Here is a 21,622-nt window from a genome sequence, read left to right as displayed (position 1 = left end):
GCGTCATTTGCTTAAAATTAGATGGCATTTATATAAAATCTGCTGCTTAATCATCCCCTATTTTCTTAAATTCTAGGCACCTTGAATTTATAACTACTATTGTTTAGCCAGAATCAGGTAAGATAGGACTAAAATTTAGAAATTTAAATCTATGAGTAAGCAAGAAAAAACCACCCACTTTGGCTTTACCTCAGTCGCCTGGAATGAAAAAGAGGAAAAAGTTCGTGCTGTTTTTCAGTCCGTTGCGAAAAATTATGACATAATGAATGATTTGATGTCTTTAGGCATCCACAGACTTTGGAAGCGATTTACTATTGAATTAAGCCAAGTTAGACCTGGACAAGTGGTTCTTGACTTAGCGGGTGGTAGCGGTGATTTAACACGAATGCTCAGTCATAAGGTAGGTGATAAAGGCCAAGTGATTCTTGCCGATATTAATGCTGCCATGCTAAACGTTGGCCGAGATAGATTAATTAATGAAGGCATCATTAATAATGTTACCTATGCTCAAGCCAATGCTGAATCATTGCCCTTTGCTGCCAATAGTTTTCATTGTATTACCATGGGCTTTGGTCTGCGCAATGTTACAAACAAAGAAGAAGCATTACGCGCTATGTTTCGAGTTTGTAAACCGGGAGGCAAGTTACTAATTTTAGAATTTTCTATGCCTAATGTCCCAGGATTAAAGTCAATTTATGATTGGTATTCTTTTAATATTTTACCTAAACTAGGCAAATTTATTGCTCATGATGCTGACAGCTATAAATACCTTGCTGAATCAATTCGTATGCATCCAAATCAAGAAAATTTAAAAAAAATGATTGAGCAAGCGGGGTTTGAAGATTGTCAGTATTTAAATTTAAGTGGTGGTATTGTCGCTTTACATATCGCCTATAAATATTGAGACCGATATGATTAAAAAATATTCTTTAAAAGCATTGCAAACAGCCATTAATCAAGCACTTTTATTAGATGAAAGTATGCCTACAAAGATTAAAGCGCTACATGGTAAAGTGATTGAAATTATCATTACGCCCCTCAATGTTAATTTTTTTATTACTTTTAATGAGAGTCAACTGAAGTTATTAGATTGCTTCTCAGACACCCCTGATACAGTTATTCATAGCAATCCTCTTGGGCTAATTCGTCTAAGCTTCCTGCCGGCATCTAAAGCACGCTCATTATTTAATGATAAAATGCGTCTATCAGGCGATATTGAGTTAGGCCTTGCTGTAAAGAAGTTATTTGATGAAATGGATATTGATTGGGAAGGCCACTTAGCCTATTTTACCGGTGATGTCGTTGCCCATCAGTTAGGCTCTATGGTTAGGCGCGGCTTAGACTTTAAGCGTCAACTTAGCATGTCGCTGCAAACTAATATGACGGATTACATTCAAGATGAGCTTCGCTTATTCCCTAGTCGGGAAGAAATAGAAAATTTTTTCTCAGATGTTGATCAATTAGTGCTAGATGTTGAACGCTTACATGCCCTAGTTAATCTATTGGATAAACAATGAAATCTGTTAAACAATTAATACGTTTAATCCACATTAATACTATTTTAGCGCGCAATGGCCTCGATCAAGTGATTGTCTCCATTCGGCTTTTTGCGCCCCTACGCTTTATAGTTTATTTAAATCCATGGAACTGGTTTCGTAAAGTTCAGTTAACTCGCGGTGAGGCGCTGCGCAAAACGCTCGAAGACTTAGGCCCTATTTTTGTTAAATTTGGACAAGCCCTTTCAACACGTCCAGACATCATGCCTGCAGACATAGCACTTGAGCTATGTAAGCTACAAGATAATGTTCCCCCTTTCCCAAGTGAACAGGCGTTAGCGATTATTGAAGCGGCTTTCGGGCGCTCTGCGTTTGATGTGTTTGCCCAATTTGACCCAGAACCATTAGCCTCAGCATCTATGGCGCAAGTACATGCAGCTAAATTAAAAACTGGCGAAGACGTCGTGGTGAAAATTTTGCGGCCTAATATGCGCAACATTATCGAACAAGATATTAGTATTATGTATACAATCGCAACTCTCGCTGAGCGCTACTGGCGTGAAAGTAAGCGTCTTAAGCCTCGAGAAATTGTGCAAGAGTTTGAGCATAATCTAATAGACGAATTAGACTTACAACGAGAGGCAGGTAACGCAGGCCAATTACGACGCAATTTTAACCAATCACCTTTATTATACATACCGGAAGTTTTTTGGGATTATACCCGTGAAAATGTGATGGTTATGGAACGAATTCATGGCATCCCTATTAGTGATATTGCAGCGTTAAAAACCCATGGTATTAATATTAGAAAATTAGCTGAACGCGGTGTAGAAATCTTTTTTACACAAGTTTTTAAACACTGTTTTTTCCATGCTGATATGCACCCAGGCAATATTTTTGTTTCTTATGAGCATCCAGAAGAGCCACAATATATTTGTATTGATTTTGGCATTATTGGTACATTAAATGACAATGATAAACGCTACTTAGCTGAGAATTTCTATGCTTTTTTTAATCGCGATTATCGGCGCGTAGCAGAATTGCATGTGGAATCTGGATGGGTTGCCCGAAATACCCGCATTGAAGAATTTGAAAGCGCTATCCGTACAGTATGTGAACCTATTTTCGAAAAACCATTAAAAGACATTTCCTTTGCTCAAGTCGTATTGAGGCTCTTTCAGGTAGCAAGACGCTTTAATATGGAGGTTCAACCACAGCTAATCCTCTTGCAAAAAACATTATTAGCAATTGAGGGGCTAGGTCGTCAACTCTATCCAGAGCTCGATTTATGGGCAACGGCGAAACCCTTTTTACAAAATTGGTTAAAAGAGCAGCTAGGGCCCAAAGCCTTTATTAAGCGATTACGGGAAAATGTTCCTTTTTTTGTAGAGCAATTACCCCATATGCCACGGCTGTTACAAGAAGTACTTGTTCTTAGTAAAGAAGAAAAAATACAATCATTAAATGCTCTGGCCAATCAGCAATCGTCAAACTTAGCGCGCAACAATTGGTTTAAAGGCTTAGGTTTTGGTATTTTTATAACCATGTTAGCTACAAGTTTATTGAGCTATCTAAACTTAATAAATTCAGATACATTAACCTTTACTGCCTTAACTGTCGCATTAATTGGTGGTTTATTTTATTTAAATAATTATACCCCTCGCTCCTGAGGGCTGAATTTTATAAACGTAAAAGCAGTAGTAAAATCTAGCCTTAGACATAGCGAAAGGTATAAACAATAACAGGAGTTGATATGGGATTAAGTGGCATTAGCCCGTTGTCATTATTACTGATTTTATTAATTGTTATTGCGTTATTTGGTACTAACAAATTAAAAAATCTAGGCTCAGACTTAGGCAGTGCGATTAAAAGCTTCCGCAAGGCTTTAAATGAAGACAATGATGAGAAAAAATCATGAACAGTAGTGAGTTATTAATCATTATTATGGTCGCTATTGTTGCTTTTGGCCCCAATAAGCTTCCTATGCTTGCCGAACATTTAGGTAAACTTATTCGCCAACTAAATCATTTAAGAGCCCAAGCAACTCAATTTTGGCAAACACAACTTAATGAACAACAATTACGTGAAAATCAACAAAAAGCTGAAAAAGCAGACTCGCTCTATAAGGATAAAGTTAACTAAGGCTTAATTTCTTTAGAGTTATAACTGATTACTTAGGGTAATAAATGGCTGCAGTAAATCTTCCACTAAAAGAATTCATCGAGCAAGAAGAAAGAGAAATTGATAAGCTCGTTGCTGGCAGCCAATTAATTCAGACACAACTTGGCCCTATTGAGATTAATTACCGCGACAGCAATAAAGTTCCTATTTCTAACATACAGGCAAAAAGCAGAGCACCTACTCTTTTAATGATTCATGGCGGAATGGGCGGACAAGATCAAGCAGTCATGCTCTTTGAACCTTTTTTTGGCCTAGGTTGTAATTTGCTGGCTATTTCTCGTCCTGGCTATGGCAATACGCCTTTACTAGAAAATAAAACGGCAGAACAACAGGCTGATTTAATAGCCGCTTTACTTGATGTTTTAGCTTTAGACGCTGTTGTTGTTATAGGTTTAAGTGCTGCAGGCCCTTCTCTTTACCAGCTTGCAATAAGACACCCTAGCCGCGTGAAAGCACTTATTGCCATTAATTGCATTTCAATGAAATACCAATTAAGAAAATCAGCACCAATTATTAGTCAAATTGTCTTTAGCGAACCATTTACTTGGGTATTGAATAATTTATTAAAATTAGCACCAAAAACTGCAACGTCTTTGCTGTTACGTACAAATAGCCTGCTAAATAAAGAACAAATACAAGCAGAAGCAGCGCAGATCACAGCAACAACAGATAAATTTAAGTATATCATCCGTCTTTGCAGGTCAATTTTAAATTATGATAATAGCCGCAAAACTGGAGTTGAAAATGATATTGAACAAGGTCACTACCTTAACCCTTTACATTTAGAGCAAATAATCTGCCCTGCTTTAATTATCCATGCCACAGCAGATGCAGTCGTTTTATTTTATGACAGTGTATATAGTGCCGCAAAGATTCCTCATGCTGAACACTTATGGATAGAGGGAGGTTCTCATTTTTCGTTTTGGTTAAACAATAATGCGCCTGCTATTCAACAGAGAGCTAAAGAATTTCTATTAGCTTGTCTTAAATAATCTTTAAGAACCAAAACGCAATTCAGGCCGATGGCAATAAGGCGCTTTTTGGTGCTTACTATAATAGGCTTGATGATACTCTTCGGCTGGCCAAAACGGGGTGACTTCCAATAATTTAGTCACAACCTGGTAGCCACGTTCTTGTAAACGTTGAATAAGTTCATTGGCATCATTAAATTGCTCGTCATTATAACAAAAAATAGCACTTTGATATTGCTGGCCTATATCCGGGCCCTGTCCTGAGCGTTGAGTAGGGTCATGAATCTCAAAAAAGCGTTTTATTATCGAATAATAATCTACTTTAGAGCAGTCAAACACGACGCGTGCAGCTTCATAGTGACCTGTGGTACCACTGCATACTTGTTCATAACTAGGATCTTGTAAATGGCCGCCTAGATAGCCTACGTCTACTTTTAACACGCCAGGAATAAGTTTTAAAAAATGTTCCACCCCCCAAAAGCAGCCACCGGCAACAATTGCCTCTTCAGTATCTAATACTGTTGAATCCACAACAAAATCAATTGCAGCTGAATTAACACAGTGGCGTGCATTGTTCTTCGTTAAGTGCTCACCAACAAAAATATGGCCTAAATGGGCGTTACAACGTTGGCAAAGGATTTCTGTTCTTATTCCGTCTTTATCAGGTACTTGTTTAACGGCTTGAATGATATTTTCATCAAAGCTTGGCCAACCACAACCGGAATGAAACTGGCTCTCCCCTCTAAACAAAGCCAAACCGCAGCGCCGACAAAGGTAAGTTCCTTTGCCTGCTAGGTGATTATAAATGCCGGTATGAGGATATTCTGTTGCTTTATCGCAAATGATACGTTTTGCTAGAGGTGTAAGACTTGCTGTTTTATCTAAATACATACTACTCATCTTACACCTCGCACAAATATTTATAAGCTAATCGCTATCTAGCGATTAGCGAATTGTTTAAACTGGATCCCGTATAAATGCTCTGCATTTTACAGGATAACGTTCGTTTAGCGCCATAAAAGCTATTGCATAGCTATTATGGCGAACTCACGTTATTTAACACGATTACAAATTTTATCAGCCATGTAGCCAATAGCCCCAGCATAATAGATAGAATTATTATAGCGTAAAATCATTTTATAGTTAGGATAAGCTAAGAAAACAGGGCCACCATTAGGTTGCACAATGCTCGCCTCTAACTCTGAATTAGGTAATGGTTGGCCTTCTAAGGTGCGCACGCCCAAGGCATTCCATTCGCTGACTTTTTTAACGATAGCTTTCCCTTCTAGGTTAGTATCAAAATTTTTAGGCAGCTTAACGTGAATAGCCCAAGGTTGGCCAGTTTGCCAGCCGTTTTTCTTCATATAATTAGCAATTGAAGCAAAGACGTCAGGCTTACTCTGCCATATGTCTTTACGGCCGTCACCATCATAATCTACTGCAAATTGAACCCAGCTAGAAGGTAGAAACTGAGGTTGGCCAGATGCACCTGCCCATTCGCCTTTAAACCGATCTAACGTAACATGGCCGTCATTAACGATACGTAGGGCAATAAATAACTCTTTACGGAAAAAATCAGGCCTTGATGATTCATAAGCTAAAGTTGCTAATGATTTTATTACAGGAAAATTTCCCATATAAGAACCATAGCTTGTTTCCATTCCCCAGAAAGAAACAATAAAACAAGGATCCACACCAAAGTGCTGTCCTACTTCCTCAAGCAGGGCTTTGTTATTAGCATAATGCTTGCGCCCCATAGCAATTCGGTAACTATCAGCGCGAGTATGTAAATATTTGCTGTAAGTTAGGCGGTGCTCAGGCTGTGAGCGGGCTAAACTTTTTACTTGTCGGCTTGGTTCACGAATGTCAGCAAATGCCTCATCAAATAATTCAGCTGAGATCCCCTGTTTAATTGCTTCTTGTCTTACACCAGCGACCCATTGATTCCAATTTTGACTCGCCATTGCAAATGGTGAAAAGCAAAGCAGCAACCATGGCAATAAGTTAAATTTCAACTTTTTCATTTTTTTCCCTCTTCAATTAATTGGGTAAACTTATATACCTTCTTAAACTTAGCGCAGACTTAAACCAATCATTCTTGTTCAGATTAGCCATTATTGCTTTAACATTTTAAAAAAACACAATTTTTATTTAAACAAATGGTCTATGGCTATAAGACAACACTTTTATCATGTCACAAAACAGCTATGCAGGATTTATGCCTTAATTTTTTAAATTTGCATACACAATTTTTGAGTCACTTAAGCCTTAAGAAAATCATCATTGCTGTGCGATGCTTACCCAAGCGAATTTAACGAAGCCCATTATAGTACAATTTCTTACCAGCTCTAAAGCATTTGCTTTAAAACAGGCCATATATTATTTAGTATTTTTACTTGTGCTTTTTGATTAGGGTGTAAACCGTCTGATTGCATCCAGGTTGGATTACCAGCAACACCTTCTAGGAACATGGGAATTAAAAGTGTTTGATATTGCTGTGATAAATCAACATAAACTTGCTTGTACTTAGCCAGATAGCTAGCGCCATAATTTGGCGGCAGTAGCGTTGCTAACAGCAGTACTTTTGCTGATCTATCTTGCGATTGAACGATTAGTTTTTCCAAATTACGTTTTAATTCAGGAATAGATAACCCACGTAAACCGTCATTCGCACCAAGCTCAATAATCACAATATCCGGTTTATGTTTAGATAAAGCTTCTGGTAATTTAGCAAGTCCGTTACGGGTTGTATCACCACTGGTACTATAATTAACGACTTGATAAGGCAATGATTCTTCTTTTAGTCGCTCTTTTAATAAACTGACCCAGCCTTGATTTTCTTCTATACCATAAGCTGCACTTAAACTATCACCTAAAACAAGGATGGTCTTTGCTTGCAGGGGTGTTATCATAAAAATAAAACTTAAAATATAGAGGAATTTTCGAATCATGATGAACTCTGATGTAATTAAACTAATCGATGTTAATTATAGCATCAGAGCTGATAATGAGTATTTACCTATCCTTAAAGCGATTAACTTAAGCATTCCAGCAGGGGCAACCATTGCCATTACCGGTGTTTCTGGCTCGGGTAAAACAACATTACTTAATATCATGGCTGGTTTAGAAAAGCCTACTTCGGGCCAGATTTATTATGGTTCACAAGAAATCAGCCACCTTGATGAAGATAAGCGCGCTAAGCTGCGCGCAAAACGCATTGGCTTTATTTTTCAATTTTTTCATTTGCTACCCAATCTTACCGCGCTTGAAAATGTCATGTTACCTTTAGAAATTAATCAGTATAAAGATGCTCACACTAAGGCTCGCCATTGGATTGAGCAAGTAGGGCTAAGTAAACGAGCAAAACACTACCCAACTCAATTGTCAGGCGGTGAACAACAGCGAGTTGCTATAGCTCGCGCATTTGCTTTAACGCCAGCTGTCCTATTTGCTGATGAACCTACGGGTAACTTAGATAAAAAAACAGGACACGCCATCATTGATTTGCTATTTGCATTAAATGAAGAACATAAATCCACACTAGTCATTGTCACGCATGATGATGCCTTAGCAGAGCACTGCCAATTACAATGGCCTCTTCTTAATGGGACGTTGCAATGCTAAATTTTCCTTTAATCTTACGCGCTTTTAGGCGTGACTGGCAAAACGGAGAGTTAACGTTATTAGCACTGGCATTGATTGTGGCCGTTACCTGTATTAGTGCCTTAAATAATTTTTCTTTTTTGGTAAATAGCTTATTAAATCAACAAGCCACACAGATGTTGGGCGCTGATGTCATTGTTACCAGTAACGCGCCTATTCCCACAAACTGGGAAGATAAAGCAAAAGCGCTTACTTTATCTCAAGGAAAAACAATTTCCTTTCTTAGTATGGTGACAGCTTCTAATGATAACTTACAGCTCGCCCAAATAAGTGCTATTGCCACCCCATACCCTTTAAAAGGTTATACAAAAATTGCCTCACATACTTCTAGCTCGCCTACATCAGTCAATCAAGCGCCCGCTTTAGGGCAAGTTTGGGTTGAAGCAAGGCTATTACCACTTCTAGCAGTTAACGTTGGCGATCCAATTACGATTGGCGCTGCATCATTTATAATCAATGGCCTCATCATTGAAGAACCAGGACAAACTGGCGATTGGTTTAATATCTCACCCCGCATTCTCATGAATCAAGCTGATCTTGCTAAAACACAGGTCATACAACCTGGTAGCCGGGTGAGTTATCAATGGTTATTAGTAGGGCCAGATAGACAATTAGAACAGTTAAAAAAATCATTAACCCCGCCCCTTACTGAACAGCAACGGTGGGTAGATAGAACAACGAATCCTGCCCTTGTTAAAGCGATTGAACGTACCATTACTTATTTAAACTTAGGTACCCTCATGAGTTTAACGTTAGCAGGAATTGCTATTAGCATGGCGACTCACCGCTACAGCCAAAGACACCAACAGCATGTAGCAATTTTGCGGTGTTTTGGCGCATCAGAACGAGACATTCTGATTGTCTATTTAGGTAATATTTTGCTACTAGGCTGTTTGGCCTCTTTAATTGGCGTATTGCTTGGCTATCTTTTTCAGCCTTTTCTTGTTTATTGGTTAAGAGGATTATTACCTCACTTTAATAATGTATTTAATTTTAAACCAGCGCTTTTAAGCTTTATTACCGGCGTCTTGGTGCTAGTCGCCTTTACTCTCACTCATCTTTTAACCTTGCGGCAAATTACAGCCATTACTCTCTTTAAACAACAACAGAATTTAAATAGCAACAATCTTTTAAGCTATACCCTGTCTTTTTTATTATTATTAGGGCTCGCTTACTTATATACGCACTCTTGGCAGCTCATTTCTGTTGTCTTTATTGGATTAATTTATTTTGTAATACTTGCTTTAGGAATGCTCATGCTGAGTATTCTTGTAATTAACCTTATTAAATATAAAATTTCTTTTATCTGGCGCTTTGGCTTTACTCACATTGAGCGTAACTTAACAAATAGCTTACTGCAATTAATAGGAATAGGTTTAGCATTAGCCGCATTTTTAACTTTAAATTTGTTTAAAATGAATTTAGTTGAGCATTGGCAAGAGCAATTGCCTGCAGATGCACCTAATTTCTTTGTCATTAATATTCAACCTTCGCAAACAAGCGAGCTCATTAATTTCTTACATAAGAATCAGGTAAAAAAACCAACGTTATATCCAATAGTAAGAGGTCGTTTAACTACTATAAACAGCTTATCTGCTACTAAGAAATTAGGCGATAAAGCGAAAGAAATTAATGCGCTGCAACGGGAATTAAATTTTTCTTGGTCAACACAGTTACCCGAAGAAAATAAAATAATAGCAGGCAGCTGGCTTACTCCTAAACCAACATGGATTTCTATCGAAGACGGGCTTGCCAGGCAGCTAGGGGTGACCATTGGTGATGAATTAGGTTTCCGTATCGGTGAGCAAATTATTACGGCGCCCATTACAAGTATTCGCCAGGTCAATTGGACAAATTTCAAACCTAATTTTTTTATTTTATTTAACCCCACGCTATTAGCTAATTTACCCCAAACTTATCTAACTAGCTTTTATCTGCCCGAAACTGAGCAAAATAAATTACTAGACTTAGCAAGACAATTTCCTAATATCACTATTATTGACATTGCACGCACGATAAAAAAAGTGCAAGACATTCTAAGCAATGTCAGTAAAGCAATTACGCTTATTACCCTGTTTAGTTTACTAATAGGAATTATTATTGCTATTTTATCCATGCTGTCATTTGATGATATCAAGCAGAAAGAAACGTATGTACTCAAGCTATTAGGCATGCAGAAAAAATCACTCTTTTGGATTAGAAGCAGTGAGTCTTTTATTATTGGTTTTTATGCAGGATTACTTGCTATTATTTTAGCTTTATTTATTAATTATTACCTTAATACCGTAATTCTTGGTTTAACTTTTCATATACCCTGGTTATTGGTTATTATCGTCCCCGTAATTACTACGTTAGCAAGTATTTTAATTAATTATAAAATTATGAAAACCCAATATGCAAAGTAGATATATTAAAGAATGTAACCTAATGAAGAAAATTAAGCTGCAGAGCTTGCAAACTCAGTCTATTATTAAATTTACCCTAATTAATCAAAGTTAACTATGGCATTACTGCAACTTGATGTCGGATTATTTTATTCTGCTATCATCAATGCCTGCCATTGTGTTATTGAACAACGTGACGCATTAAATGCGATTAATGTATTTCCAGTTGCAGACGGTGATACGGGTAACAACATGGCAGCCACAGCACAAGCCATCATTAATCATGCAGCACTTAAATCTACGCTTACTGAAACATGTCAATCTTTAGCTAATGCTGGAATTCTAGGCGCTCGTGGTAATTCAGGCATGATTTTTTCACAGTTTTTTAATGGCTTTTTAGAAATATCTCTGCCGGAAACCTTCAATACCATTGATTTTGCCAAGCTCATTAAAACAGCCTGTGAAAGTGTACGAGCAGCAATTATTAATCCTGTTGAGGGGACTATAATAACGGTCATGGATGCTTGGGCTAATAGCTTGGCAGAAAAAGCACCTCAAATTACTTGTTTTAATTTACTTTTATCCAGCACGACTGATGCTGTCGATATAGCGCTCACATCCACCATGAATACCCTTAAGTTACTTAAAGAGTCTCAGGTAGTAGATGCTGGCGCTTTAGGTTTTAGTTTTTTTATTAAAGGGTTTCGTGAATTTTTAGAGCACCCAACTCAAGAAAGAATTAATTCTGAATTTATTTTTGAGCAAGATGCTCACGAATTTCCCAGTCATACTACCTTGCCCACAACCCGCTATTGTACAGAAGCTTTATTATCTAACGATGCGCTTAACAAATTAAGTGTAACTAACGCGCTACAACCGCTAGGCAATAGCATGGTTATTACTGCAAACCAAAACTTATGTCGGGTTCATATTCATAGCAATAGGCCACCTGATGTTTTTACAACGTTGTTTAATATAGGCAAAATACAATACTCTAAAGTCGATGATATGTTGCGCCAATACCAAGTCATTCATGAAAAAAAACACTCAATTGCTTTGGTCACTGATTCGAGTATTAACATTCCGCAACAGTTATTTGATGAGCACCAGGCTCACTTAATCCCTTTTAATGTTGAATTAGATGGTCATCATTTATTAGATAAATATTGCTTTGATAATCATCGTATCTTCACTATCTTAGATTCGCTAAAAACATATCCTACTACGTCCTCACCGACACTTGCTTTAATTAATGAAAAAATTAGTTTTCTAGCAAAGCACTATGACCATGTTCTAATTATCAGTGTTGCGCAGGCACTTAGTGGAACATATAACGCGATGTTAAATGCGGCAAAGCATTACTCCAATGTACACGTTATTGATTCATGCCATGTCTCAGGCAGCCAAGGCTTATTACTTAATTATGCAGCTCAGTTAATCAATAAAAATTACTCGATTTTAGAAATTAAAGAAGCCTTATTAGAAAAGATTGCTAAAACTTACCTGTTTATTATGGTTAATCACTTTGATTACTTAATTCGTTCAGGCCGAGTGAGTAGGCTTAAAGGAAAACTTGCACAGTACACGGGCTTAAAGCCTATTATTTCTTTAGATAGAAAAGGTCAATTAATTGTTGTCGATAAAGCGTTTAATGAGGTAAAAGCATTAAGCAAACTAGTCACCAATGTTAGTGCACTCATAAATGATGCCGGATTAGATAACTATTGTATTATTCATGCGGGTGTGCCCCAAAAAGCGCAAGAATTCGCCTTAATGACGACAGAAGCATTTAAAAAAGAACCTTTATTTATTGAACCTGTTTCTATAGCTATTGGTTTACACGCAGGTAAAGGATGCATGGCGATAGCAGCCACGCTTAACTAACAAGGTAATCTACTATGTTAACTATTTACTCAAGACTTAATGCGTATGGTATAGTTCAGTGCTTTAAGGAATAATCAAATAGGACAGACTTACATGCCAAAATTTTTATCAGATTTTTTTAATCGTTTTGGAATACAACCTTATATCCCTACAGAGCCAGGCGTTAATGCTCAAAAATCAGCTGCTTTTACTCAAATAATTGGTAATCTTGTTTCAAATCTTGCAGATAATCTAACACCTGCCGCACAAATTCCCCAGAAACTCGCCCAAACAATTATTGGTTTTTATACAGCATGCCGAGCAGATGTTGAAGGCAGTGAACGATTACAACATGCCCTACTGGCCTTAATTGCTGGTGCCCAATTAGGCTTAGCTGTTGATATGCTTTTTGAAGATCTGATTTGCGAGGAAAATGATTCCAATCCAATTTGCCGTACCGCCTTTCTCTTAGAAATATCTTACATTACGATTTTATCGCTAGGCTGGGGAAGAAGCGAAATTACGACATATCTCCAGAGGACTATGCAAAGAAACTCGCAACCTACTACAACGCCAGTTAATCAGGATAGAACTACCGATAATGAAGAGAATCAAGCTCACCAAACACCGGCCGTTTCAATGTGAAATAGTTCTTAACAAGTAGCCTGAGCGAAACGAATTGAAACCCGGGTTCCGGCCCTTTGGGCCTGCACCCAGGCTACATTTACTACCAATAATGAAGAAAATCAGGCTCACCAAACACCAGCTGTTTCAGTGTAAAATAGTTCTTAACAAGTAGTCTGGGTGAAACAAAGGGAAACCTGGGTTCCGGTCCTATGGACCTGCACCCAGGCTACATTTACTATTTTTACTCTTCAACTTTAATATCAATTTTCTTTTCAAGGGCTGCTTTCTTTTTGGGAATTATAACTTCAAGCACACCTTGTCTATATTTAGCACTTATTTTACCATCATCCGCAGTTTGAGGTAGGCTAAATCGGCGATAGAATTGCCCTTGTGCGCGTTCTACACGGGTATAGCCATTCTTTTCTTCCGTTCTGTCAAAATGCCTTTCCCCTTGAATAGTTAATAAATTATTTTCAAGTGAAATATGAATATCTTCTTTATTAACACCAGGTATATCTGCAATGACTACAAACTGATGCTTTTCTTCTTTTATATCAACAGATGGCGCCCAGGTACTGGTAGTTACAAAGGATGAATCTTCTTGTTGGCCCCGTAGGAAGTTATCCCATAATGAACCAAAATCTCTATACAATAATGGAAAATCACGTTTTAAATTACTCATCACTAATTCCTCCGTGGTTAATAATTATATGACTAATAAATAGTAATTAATTAGTAAAATTCAAGGTCTAGATTTAAAATTTAATGAGAAATTTTCTAACAATTGCGCTATTCGCTGCGCAATGACACGATGGGCTCAAGCTTAGCTGCTCGCTTTGCGGGGTAAAAGCCAAAGAAGATCCCTGTGGCAACAGATACAGCAAATCCTGCGATAGGGGGTAGCAAATAAATCATAAATGCCCAGCCACTAAAATAGGCAACACCGGCTGTAAATAACAAACCTAAAATAACACCTAAAATGCCACCTAGCAGCGATAAAATAACCGACTCTACTAGAAATAAGGCTTGAATTTCTCGATTACGAGCGCCGACTGCTTTGCGAATACCAATTTCCTTTTTACGTTCACTCACAGAAACTAACATGACATTCATCACACCAATGCCACCTACTAGCAAAGAAATACTACCAATTACCGCTAAAAGTAGCGTAAAAATCCGCCCCTGGCTTTCCATACTGGCAATAATTTGCTTCGCACTGCGTGGGAAAACTGTAAGCTTAGGGGCGTAAGTACTAATATAATGCTTAAGTTCAGCAATTACATCATCAATGGGGCTTGTTGGCTTTAAAAGCATAATTGCATTATTGATTTTGCTATCTTTACTGATTAATGCCATTCCAGCAATAGGGATAATCACCGATTGATTAATATCCTCATTAAAAAAACCACTCTCTTGCCAAGGCTTTGCAATACCAATGATGGTATACATGGCTTGCCCGATACGTAACTGCTTACCAATAGGATTATCCAACGTAATTTGCTGCAATTGCTGTGCAAGCCCGCTGCCAATAACGCAATAGTGCTCAAAGGATTCAACAAAAGAAACAAAATGACCTTGCGCCATATCAATATGGATAATACGTGCCAAGGCATCATCAGCACCAACAATTGCACCTTTTAGAGGAAATCCTTGAAAGCTAATGGTTTGATAAGCTGTCGCATAAGGTGCTATTGCTTTTATTGCTGCAATCCGGTCAGGCATTTTCCGCCACACAGCAAGCGACACCTCACTGCCGCCACTTTGGGATGCTTGTTTTTGCTCTTGTTGAAACAAAGAAACAGCTAATAAATCAGTTCCTAACGCTTTAAATTGAGCCAAGGCTTTTTCTGTGGCTAATTGACCACAACTAATTAAAGCAACGACGGCAGCAGTACCAACTAAGATACCCAATACAGCTAAAAATGATCGCAATTTCGCAGCATTTAAATTAATAAAGGCTTGTTGACAATGGCTTAATAAATTCATTGACTACTCTCAGCAACAACCTGACCATCGACCAAGGTAATACGTCGATTACAACGCGCAGCAACCTGGTTATCATGAGTAACCATGATGATCGTTCGCCCTTCAGCATGAAGGGTTAGAAATAAATTTAAAACATCTGTTCCTGTCTTAGAATCAAGCGCACCAGTAGGCTCGTCAGCAAGAATAACTTGTGGTTCTCCTACCAAAGCTCTGGCAATAGCAACCCGCTGTTGCTGCCCCCCTGATAACTGCGTCGGACGATGATGAGCAAATGATTCCATACCTACGCGCGCTAGCGCTTGCATAACACGCTCCTCTATTTCAACAGGACTGATGTTATTGCGATAAATAAGTGGTAACGCGACATTTTGCTTGGCATTGAATCGTGATAATAAATTAAATTGTTGAAAGACAAAGCCAATTTGTTGATTACGTAAAATGGCTAACTCATCTTGATTAAGGGATGCAACAGACCGTTGATTTAGAAAATAATCCCCGCTATCACCTTTATCCAGTAAACCAATAATATTCATTAACGTTGATTTACCTGAGCCAGATGCGCCAACGATAGCTAGTAATTCCCCTGCAGCAACTGTTAAAGAAATTTTTTTTAATACTTGGTTACTGCTACCTGCTATCGAGTAATTTTTAATTAATTCCCTAATTTGTATCAGCGGTTTACCCATCATACACCACCGTATCGCCCATTTGTAAACCTGATTCAATGATTACTTTATCAGCAAGGGCTGGGCCTGTAGCAATTTGTCGTGTTGTTACTTTACCCTTATTTAGGACATGCACGACACTTGCACCTTTTTCCTGCTTTATTGCGGCAATAGGAATAACCAGCTGCTGGTTCTCGTTAAGTGACAATTCAATCGCAGCACTCATGCCTACTTTAACTAAGGCTTGTTGTTTCGGTGTTAATTTTCTAACTGAAACTGTCGCATTAAAGGAAGGTAAGCCATTATTGCCGGCATTTGATGCCTGCGCATTCACAGCGACTAATTCACCCTGCAAAACTTCTTTGCCTAATGCAACCCCAGTTATCATAGCTTTCATACCTGGTTTAATTTTATCAATATCAATTTCAGGCACATCAATTTGAACACTTATACCCCTTAAATCCCCAATTAAAGCAATCACCTGGCCTGCTTTGACTGATGAACCTACTTTTAAATGATCTGCCTTGTCTTCATTAGATTTAGGGGGAGATAGTAAGATGCCTTGAGCCGGCGCTTTTAAATGAATAAGGTTATGATTTTTAGTCAGTGCTTGCTTCACTTTATCAAATTCTGCAATATTTAATTCAGATAAATGTTGCACTTCGTTATCATCAACTTTATCTAGCATTTCTGTGAGCTTACGGGTTGATTGCATCAGGGCAATACGCGCCGTATCTAAGCTTGATTTTTCACTTAAATAATTATTTTTTGCAATTAAACCTGCTTTCCATAGATCTTCAGTGCCGGTAAATTTAGCCTTAGCAACTGTGAAATTATCCTTAGCTTTTAGGTAGTCAGTTAAAATATCATTATATTGTTTTTGTAATTCAGTAGAGTTTAAAGTAATTACAACTTCATTTTCTTTAACAGCCTGCCCATAGTTATAATTCATCTTCTCAATAACAGCGTCCATGGGACAAGTAATTGCACTTTCATGCAGCGGCCCAATAGTGCCTGTGAAGTATAAACTTTTGTGGACTGGCTCTGACTTAACAACATAGGTTTGCTGTTTACTTGCCGCAGACTCAGGTGAGCTACCACAACTGGTGAGCAAACATGTTAATAGTACCATCGCTATTGTCAAACTAATTTTCATTGTCCATACCTAAGATTAATCTGCCATTCATCTAACGTTGTACCTAATAAGCGCTGCAGAGCTGAGAGCTGATTAAGGTAAGCTATTTTAGCACCAATTAGGCCTGCTTGAGCTTGAATAAGTTGGTTTTGAGTATTGCTAACATCTAATGCTGTCGCAATGCCTGCTTGTAGCTTTTTCTTTTCTAATTCATAAGATTGCCTGGCTAACTGTACTTGTTTTTCTGCTAATTGATAACGTTTGGCCAGACTTTGAATGGCATTAATTGTGTTAGTGATTGTAGTGATTAACGAACGTCTTAAGGCAATTAAATTTAGCTTATCTTTTTCAAGTTTTACTTTCGCACTCACTAATTGGCTGCGTCGATTAATGTCATTAATAGGGATAGTAAGTCTTAATTGCGCTGTTTCACTTAAATTGTGGCCATTATAAATACTACGCAAGCCATTGCTTAAACCTGTTACATCCGATACAGCCCCAGATTGAATGCCCCCACTTAAATCAAGTTGCCATAACTGCTGATTTTTAGCTACCGCATAAGCTCTCTCATCAGCCCTTAACATCATTTTTTGCGCTAAATATTGACTATTATGCTCAAGAGCAATATCAATTGATTGTTGCAGTTTAGGTATTTTAATTTTATCTAGTGTCACATCATTGGGCACAGCCAAACGCATTTCAGGATCAAGTCCTATGGTCTGTAATAAATCTTGGGCAGCTGTTTTAAAATCATTTTCTGCTTGCTCAACCATCAAGTTTAAAGACTCAATTTGATATGATTGTTGAATATTCCCGGTAGGCTCTAATTGGCCGGCAGCAATTTTCTTTTCATTAATTTCAAAAGTTAAACGCGCCTCTTTTAATTGGCGGCGTTGATTCTCTAAATTATTTCCACTTAAAATTAAATTACGATAAGCGGTAATCACTTCGGTAATTTGATCCATAACCGATTGTTTTAAATTAATTTTATTTAAAAATTCGGCATCTTGAGCATCAAGTAGCCCTGCCTCATTAGCAGCGCGGCCAAAGCCACGTAGTAGCGGCTGCGTAAAAGAGAGGTTCAGCACTGGCATATAGGTATTGTAATTAGAAACATTATTATCTATCCCTAAATTTAATTGAGTACCTAGTTTATTTCTTAATGAAACCTCAGGTGTGGCTAAAAACGATTTATTAAAACTGTGACCTATGCCGCTAAACCGGCTATTGGTAGCTGCTGCTGTACCCGCTAGCGCATACTGCATTTCAAACTCATTATTGGCCAGACGTAGTTGGTAACGCTGAATAATTCTGTCAAGCTCAGCATTTTGAATGTTTGGGTTATAACGCAGCGCAAGCAAGATTGCTTCTCTTAAACTTAACCGCTGTATTTTTTTATTTCCTACTTTCGGCGCTGTGGGTAATTCAACCCAGTGATTAAGCATGTATTCAGGATTAGCAATGGCTGCTGCTAGCCGTTGACTTGCTTGGCTACCTAAGCTTTCTTGCGCTGCACTTTCTTGTCCATATAATGAGTGGCGTGCACCCGTCACAGTAGGTGTCGCAGCATCTAAAGCAGGCAACCCCCAACCTATCATAATAGCCCCATACAGGACTAAGCGAATTAACCTATGGTTTAAAAAAAGCATCAAAATTTAAAACTCAAAAAGCTCGTGGTTAAAATTAAAACATATCTTGCCGCACTATACCATTTTTAATCGTTGTGGCAAGTTGCAAAAACTGACTAGTTTGTTAAATAAAATAAAAACTATTTTTTATGAGAGCAACTATGACATAATTTATGGCTTAATGATTTTTTGATATAGCTATATGAAGTATTCTGACTTACGGGACTTTATTGAGCAACTTGAAGCACGTAATTTATTAAAGCGTATTGATTATCCCGTTTCTCCCTATCTAGAAATGACTGTGGTAAGCGATAGAGTGCTGCGTGCAAAGGGGCCTGCCCTTCTTTTTACCCAACCTAAACAAGCTTCTATGCCCGTGTTGACTAATCTTTTTGGCACTGTAGAACGGGTAGCCTTAGGCATGGGAGAAGAAACCATAACTGCCTTACGTGAAGTGGGTAAATTATTAGCAGCGCTCAAAGAACCAGAGCCACCAAAGGGCTTTAAGGATGCATTTAATAAATTACCTCTTTTAAAGCACGCTTTAACTATGGCCCCCAAATATGTAAATCGTGCCGAATGTCAAACGCATGTTTGGGAAAAAGAGGAAGTTGATTTAACGCGTTTACCAATACAAACTTGTTGGCCAGATGATGCAGCTCCTTTAATTACTTGGGGACTAGTGACAACCAAAGGCCCAGATCAGACACGTGAAAATATGGGCATTTATCGACAGCAATTAGTAAGTAAAAATAAGCTTATCATGCGCTGGCTCTCGCATCGAGGGGGTGCTTTAGATTTTCAAGCTTGGCAAAAAGCATACCCAGGTGAGCGTTTTCCAATTGCTGTCACTTTAGGGGCTGATCCTGCGACTATTCTAGCCGCAGTGACACCCATACCGGATACCTTATCTGAGTACGCTTTTGCAGGCCTTTTGCGAGGGCAACGAACCCAATTAACTCGGTGCATCGGCAATGACTTGCATGTACCGGCAACAGCTGAAATAGTGTTGGAAGGTTATCTAGAACCTGGTGTTGAAGCACCAGAGGGACCTTACGGTGACCATACTGGCTATTATAATGAAGTACAACTTTTTCCTGTGTTTACAGTCGAGCGCATAACCCATCGTCCTGAGCCCATTTATCATAGTACTTACACCGGCCGCCCACCGGATGAACCTGCCATTCTTGGGGTTGCTTTAAATGAAGTATTTATACCGCTTTTACAAAAGCAATTTCCTGAAATTATCGATTTTTACTTACCTCCAGAGGGCTGTTCTTATCGATTGGCTGTGGTTACGATTAAAAAACAATACCCAGGCCATGCTAAACGAATTATGATGGCTGTTTGGTCTTTTTTAAGACAATTTATGTATACCAAATTTGTTATTGTTTGTGATGATGATATTGATGCGCGTAATTGGCAAGATGTCATTTGGGCAATGACTACGCGTATGGATCCATTACGTGATACAGTTATGATTGATAATACGCCGATTGATTACTTAGATTTCGCATCTCCCGTTTCCGGATTAGGTTCAAAAATGGGCTTAGATGCAACCAACAAATGGCCAGGCGAAACACAACGTGAATGGGGAAAACCAATAACGATGGATGATGATATTTTACAAACAGTCAATGCTTATTGGCAGCAATTAGGGTTAACATTGTGACTAGCGCCGTAATTAGTGCTCAAGTTGAGCATATCTTTCCACTAACAGATAGAATTCTCAAAATAATACTGGCGCCGAGTAATTATATTGACTATCAAGCAGGACAATACTTACAAATCCTTTCAGCAGATGACTCTTTAAGCTACTCCATTGCCAATGCCCCATTAGGGGCACATAAATATGAGCTTCATATTCGGCATGTTCAGCAAAATCCTTATAATCAAAAATTATTTGCTGAAATAAGACAACGCGGCGCGGTTAATATTAGCCTGCCATTTGGTGATTGTCATTTAAATAGATTAAAATCAGGCGCGCCTATTCTATTTATTGCAGGTGGCACTGGTTTTGCGCCTATTAAAGCCATGATTGAGCAATTACTAGCAACAGGTGATCCGAGACCATTTGAGCTTTACTGGAGTGCGCGCTCCCAAAGTGATTTGTATATGGACGATAAAGTTAAGCAATGGCAAGCGCATGTTAATCATTTTCGCTATTTTCCTTTGTTATCTGATGCTAATTTAAAGGATAAAATTGCAGATTATGTATTTAATCAACACACACACGATTTAAATCATTATGAAATTGTCATTGGCGGCCCATTTGATATGGTGTATGAAACGCGCGATGCACTAGTTAGCAAGGGAATATCTGCCAATAATATGTATTCTGATGCATTTAGCTTTGAAGAAAAAAAGGAGTAACTATAATGGAAACTTTTTATCAAATCCTAGGGCTTATTGGTGCAGGCCTTATTATTTGGTTTATGTATCGTAGTATTAAGAATCGACCGGATCTATTTAGTCGAGAAAATTTAAGTAAAAGTTTTTCCACAATGGGTATTTTAGCGCTTATCTTAATTGCATTTGTGGGTTTATTAATCTTGATGGTCAGAAATACTTAACCGATTTCTTGCGCCATGCGCTAAGCCTTAAAAGACGCTTAGTGTTTACTAACTTGACTATAATAACGGCCTTTTTGCTCTTTAAGATAAAAGCAAAGATTAGGATTATCAATTTTATTATCAAAATGATCTAACGACAAATGGCATTCTTCTACATAAGTCATTTGACTACTATTATCAACCAATAAACGATACCAAGGATTACGAGTTGCGAAATCTCGCTTACTCGCTTGTGGATTAGGGCGCCCAGACGCTTGAAAAAGAGGATCAATATCAATAATTACAGCACGATAACCATGACGTTGATGTATAACGCAGTCACCAATATTAAATTTAGCTACTTTATGCATATTATCCTCCTTTAATTTAAAGGTAGAACAATTGTTTTATCGGTTGGTTAAATAAGAACTTAACGTGAATTCGACTTACATGAGCGTTACTCAGTAAAAT

The 21,622-nt window shown here is 38.1% G+C and carries 22 protein-coding genes; 13 read left to right on the top strand and 9 right to left on the bottom strand.

The window, feature by feature from the left end; all coding sequences use genetic code 11:
* Window positions 1–151: 151 nt before the first annotated feature.
* From ubiE to DYE47_RS00350, 6 genes are all read left to right on the top strand, one after another.
* Window positions 152–904, top strand: coding sequence for a bifunctional demethylmenaquinone methyltransferase/2-methoxy-6-polyprenyl-1,4-benzoquinol methylase UbiE (ubiE, locus tag DYE47_RS00375; RefSeq protein WP_115301372.1), 753 nt, complete (start codon window positions 152–154; stop codon window positions 902–904).
* 7 nt (window positions 905–911) lie between these two features.
* Entirely contained in the window at window positions 912–1,517 is a 606-nt protein-coding gene (locus tag DYE47_RS00370) for a ubiquinone biosynthesis accessory factor UbiJ (RefSeq protein ID WP_115301371.1), read from the top strand.
* A complete protein-coding gene (gene ubiB / locus DYE47_RS00365) occupies window positions 1,514–3,166 on the top strand; it encodes a ubiquinone biosynthesis regulatory protein kinase UbiB (RefSeq protein ID WP_115301370.1) in 1,653 nt (550 codons plus the stop codon). Before DYE47_RS00370 ends, ubiB begins: the two co-directional genes overlap by 4 nt.
* An 83-nt stretch (window positions 3,167–3,249) precedes the next feature.
* The gene (tatA, locus tag DYE47_RS00360; RefSeq protein WP_115301369.1) at window positions 3,250–3,414 is read left to right on the top strand and encodes a twin-arginine translocase TatA/TatE family subunit; all 165 of its coding nucleotides are present in this window, start codon (window positions 3,250–3,252) and stop codon (window positions 3,412–3,414) included.
* Complete coding sequence (locus tag DYE47_RS00355) at window positions 3,411–3,638, top strand: Sec-independent protein translocase subunit TatA/TatB (protein ID WP_115301368.1); 228 nt, start codon at window positions 3,411–3,413, stop codon at window positions 3,636–3,638. The genes tatA and DYE47_RS00355 overlap by 4 nt, the downstream gene beginning before the upstream one ends.
* Before the next feature lie 44 nt (window positions 3,639–3,682).
* Window positions 3,683–4,669, top strand: a complete 987-nt coding sequence (locus DYE47_RS00350) for an alpha/beta fold hydrolase (protein ID WP_115301367.1) — start codon at window positions 3,683–3,685, stop codon at window positions 4,667–4,669.
* A gap of 3 nt (window positions 4,670–4,672) precedes the next feature.
* Here the strand turns inward: DYE47_RS00350 and DYE47_RS00345 are convergent, their stop codons facing one another.
* The 3 genes from DYE47_RS00345 to DYE47_RS00335 form a co-directional block, all read right to left on the bottom strand.
* Entirely contained in the window at window positions 4,673–5,548 is an 876-nt protein-coding gene (locus tag DYE47_RS00345) for a bifunctional methionine sulfoxide reductase B/A protein (protein ID WP_115301366.1), read from the bottom strand.
* Between the two features lie 152 nt (window positions 5,549–5,700).
* Complete coding sequence (locus DYE47_RS00340; protein WP_115301365.1) at window positions 5,701–6,672, bottom strand: lytic murein transglycosylase; 972 nt, start codon at window positions 6,670–6,672, stop codon at window positions 5,701–5,703.
* A 324-nt stretch (window positions 6,673–6,996) separates the two neighbouring features.
* A complete protein-coding gene (locus DYE47_RS00335; RefSeq protein ID WP_115301364.1) occupies window positions 6,997–7,599 on the bottom strand; it encodes an arylesterase in 603 nt (200 codons plus the stop codon).
* Between DYE47_RS00335 and DYE47_RS00330 the strand changes: the two genes are divergently transcribed.
* From DYE47_RS00330 to DYE47_RS00315, 4 genes are all read left to right on the top strand, one after another.
* On the top strand, window positions 7,598–8,272 hold the full coding sequence (locus DYE47_RS00330; protein ID WP_242604211.1) for an ABC transporter ATP-binding protein: 675 nt from the start codon (window positions 7,598–7,600) through the stop codon (window positions 8,270–8,272). The two genes, DYE47_RS00335 and DYE47_RS00330, sit on opposite strands and share 2 nt — an antisense overlap.
* Window positions 8,266–10,716, top strand: coding sequence for an ABC transporter permease (locus DYE47_RS00325; RefSeq protein WP_115301363.1), 2,451 nt, complete (start codon window positions 8,266–8,268; stop codon window positions 10,714–10,716). Before DYE47_RS00330 ends, DYE47_RS00325 begins: the two co-directional genes overlap by 7 nt.
* Window positions 10,717–10,812: 96 nt before the next feature.
* Window positions 10,813–12,579 (top strand): DegV family protein, encoded by a 1,767-nt coding sequence (locus tag DYE47_RS00320; protein WP_115301362.1) that lies wholly within the window; start codon window positions 10,813–10,815, stop codon window positions 12,577–12,579.
* A 93-nt stretch (window positions 12,580–12,672) separates the two neighbouring features.
* Window positions 12,673–13,203, top strand: coding sequence for a hypothetical protein (locus DYE47_RS00315; protein ID WP_115301361.1), 531 nt, complete (start codon window positions 12,673–12,675; stop codon window positions 13,201–13,203).
* A 223-nt stretch (window positions 13,204–13,426) separates the two neighbouring features.
* Here the strand turns inward: DYE47_RS00315 and DYE47_RS00310 are convergent, their stop codons facing one another.
* The 5 genes from DYE47_RS00310 to DYE47_RS00290 all read right to left on the bottom strand — a co-directional run bounded on the left by DYE47_RS00310 (window position 13,427) and on the right by DYE47_RS00290 (window position 18,569).
* Window positions 13,427–13,867, bottom strand: a complete 441-nt coding sequence (locus DYE47_RS00310; RefSeq protein WP_115301360.1) for an Hsp20/alpha crystallin family protein — start codon at window positions 13,865–13,867, stop codon at window positions 13,427–13,429.
* A gap of 107 nt (window positions 13,868–13,974) precedes the next feature.
* Entirely contained in the window at window positions 13,975–15,171 is a 1,197-nt protein-coding gene (locus DYE47_RS00305; RefSeq protein WP_115301359.1) for an ABC transporter permease, read from the bottom strand.
* The gene (locus DYE47_RS00300) at window positions 15,168–15,860 is read right to left on the bottom strand and encodes an ABC transporter ATP-binding protein (protein ID WP_115301358.1); all 693 of its coding nucleotides are present in this window, start codon (window positions 15,858–15,860) and stop codon (window positions 15,168–15,170) included. Before DYE47_RS00300 ends, DYE47_RS00305 begins: the two co-directional genes overlap by 4 nt.
* Window positions 15,850–16,992: an efflux RND transporter periplasmic adaptor subunit gene (locus DYE47_RS00295; RefSeq protein WP_115301357.1), complete on the bottom strand. Its 1,143-nt coding sequence runs from the start codon at window positions 16,990–16,992 to the stop codon at window positions 15,850–15,852. The genes DYE47_RS00300 and DYE47_RS00295 overlap by 11 nt, the downstream gene beginning before the upstream one ends.
* The gene (locus DYE47_RS00290; RefSeq protein ID WP_242604210.1) at window positions 16,989–18,569 is read right to left on the bottom strand and encodes a TolC family protein; all 1,581 of its coding nucleotides are present in this window, start codon (window positions 18,567–18,569) and stop codon (window positions 16,989–16,991) included. The genes DYE47_RS00295 and DYE47_RS00290 overlap by 4 nt, the downstream gene beginning before the upstream one ends.
* Before the next feature lie 232 nt (window positions 18,570–18,801).
* Here DYE47_RS00290 and ubiD point away from each other — a divergent pair, with 232 nt between their 5' ends.
* From ubiD to DYE47_RS00275, 3 genes are read left to right on the top strand one after another with little or no spacing between them, the layout of a single operon-like run.
* A complete protein-coding gene (gene ubiD, locus DYE47_RS00285) occupies window positions 18,802–20,271 on the top strand; it encodes a 4-hydroxy-3-polyprenylbenzoate decarboxylase (protein ID WP_115301355.1) in 1,470 nt (489 codons plus the stop codon).
* Complete coding sequence (locus DYE47_RS00280) at window positions 20,268–20,972, top strand: NAD(P)H-flavin reductase (RefSeq protein ID WP_115301354.1); 705 nt, start codon at window positions 20,268–20,270, stop codon at window positions 20,970–20,972. The genes ubiD and DYE47_RS00280 overlap by 4 nt, the downstream gene beginning before the upstream one ends.
* Window positions 20,973–20,977: 5 nt before the next feature.
* Complete coding sequence (locus tag DYE47_RS00275; protein WP_115301353.1) at window positions 20,978–21,172, top strand: hypothetical protein; 195 nt, start codon at window positions 20,978–20,980, stop codon at window positions 21,170–21,172.
* A 38-nt stretch (window positions 21,173–21,210) separates the two neighbouring features.
* Here the strand turns inward: DYE47_RS00275 and hspQ are convergent, their stop codons facing one another.
* Window positions 21,211–21,522 carry a heat shock protein HspQ gene (gene hspQ, locus DYE47_RS00270; RefSeq protein ID WP_115301352.1) on the bottom strand — a complete coding sequence of 104 codons (312 nt, stop codon included), beginning with the start codon at window positions 21,520–21,522 and terminating at the stop codon, window positions 21,211–21,213.
* Window positions 21,523–21,622: the final 100 nt, after the last annotated feature.

It is taken from the genome of Legionella beliardensis, from assembly GCF_900452395.1.
Taxonomy (GTDB): Bacteria; Pseudomonadota; Gammaproteobacteria; order Legionellales; family Legionellaceae; genus Legionella_C; species Legionella_C beliardensis.
This window is presented reverse-complemented; position numbering and strand designations above follow the sequence as displayed.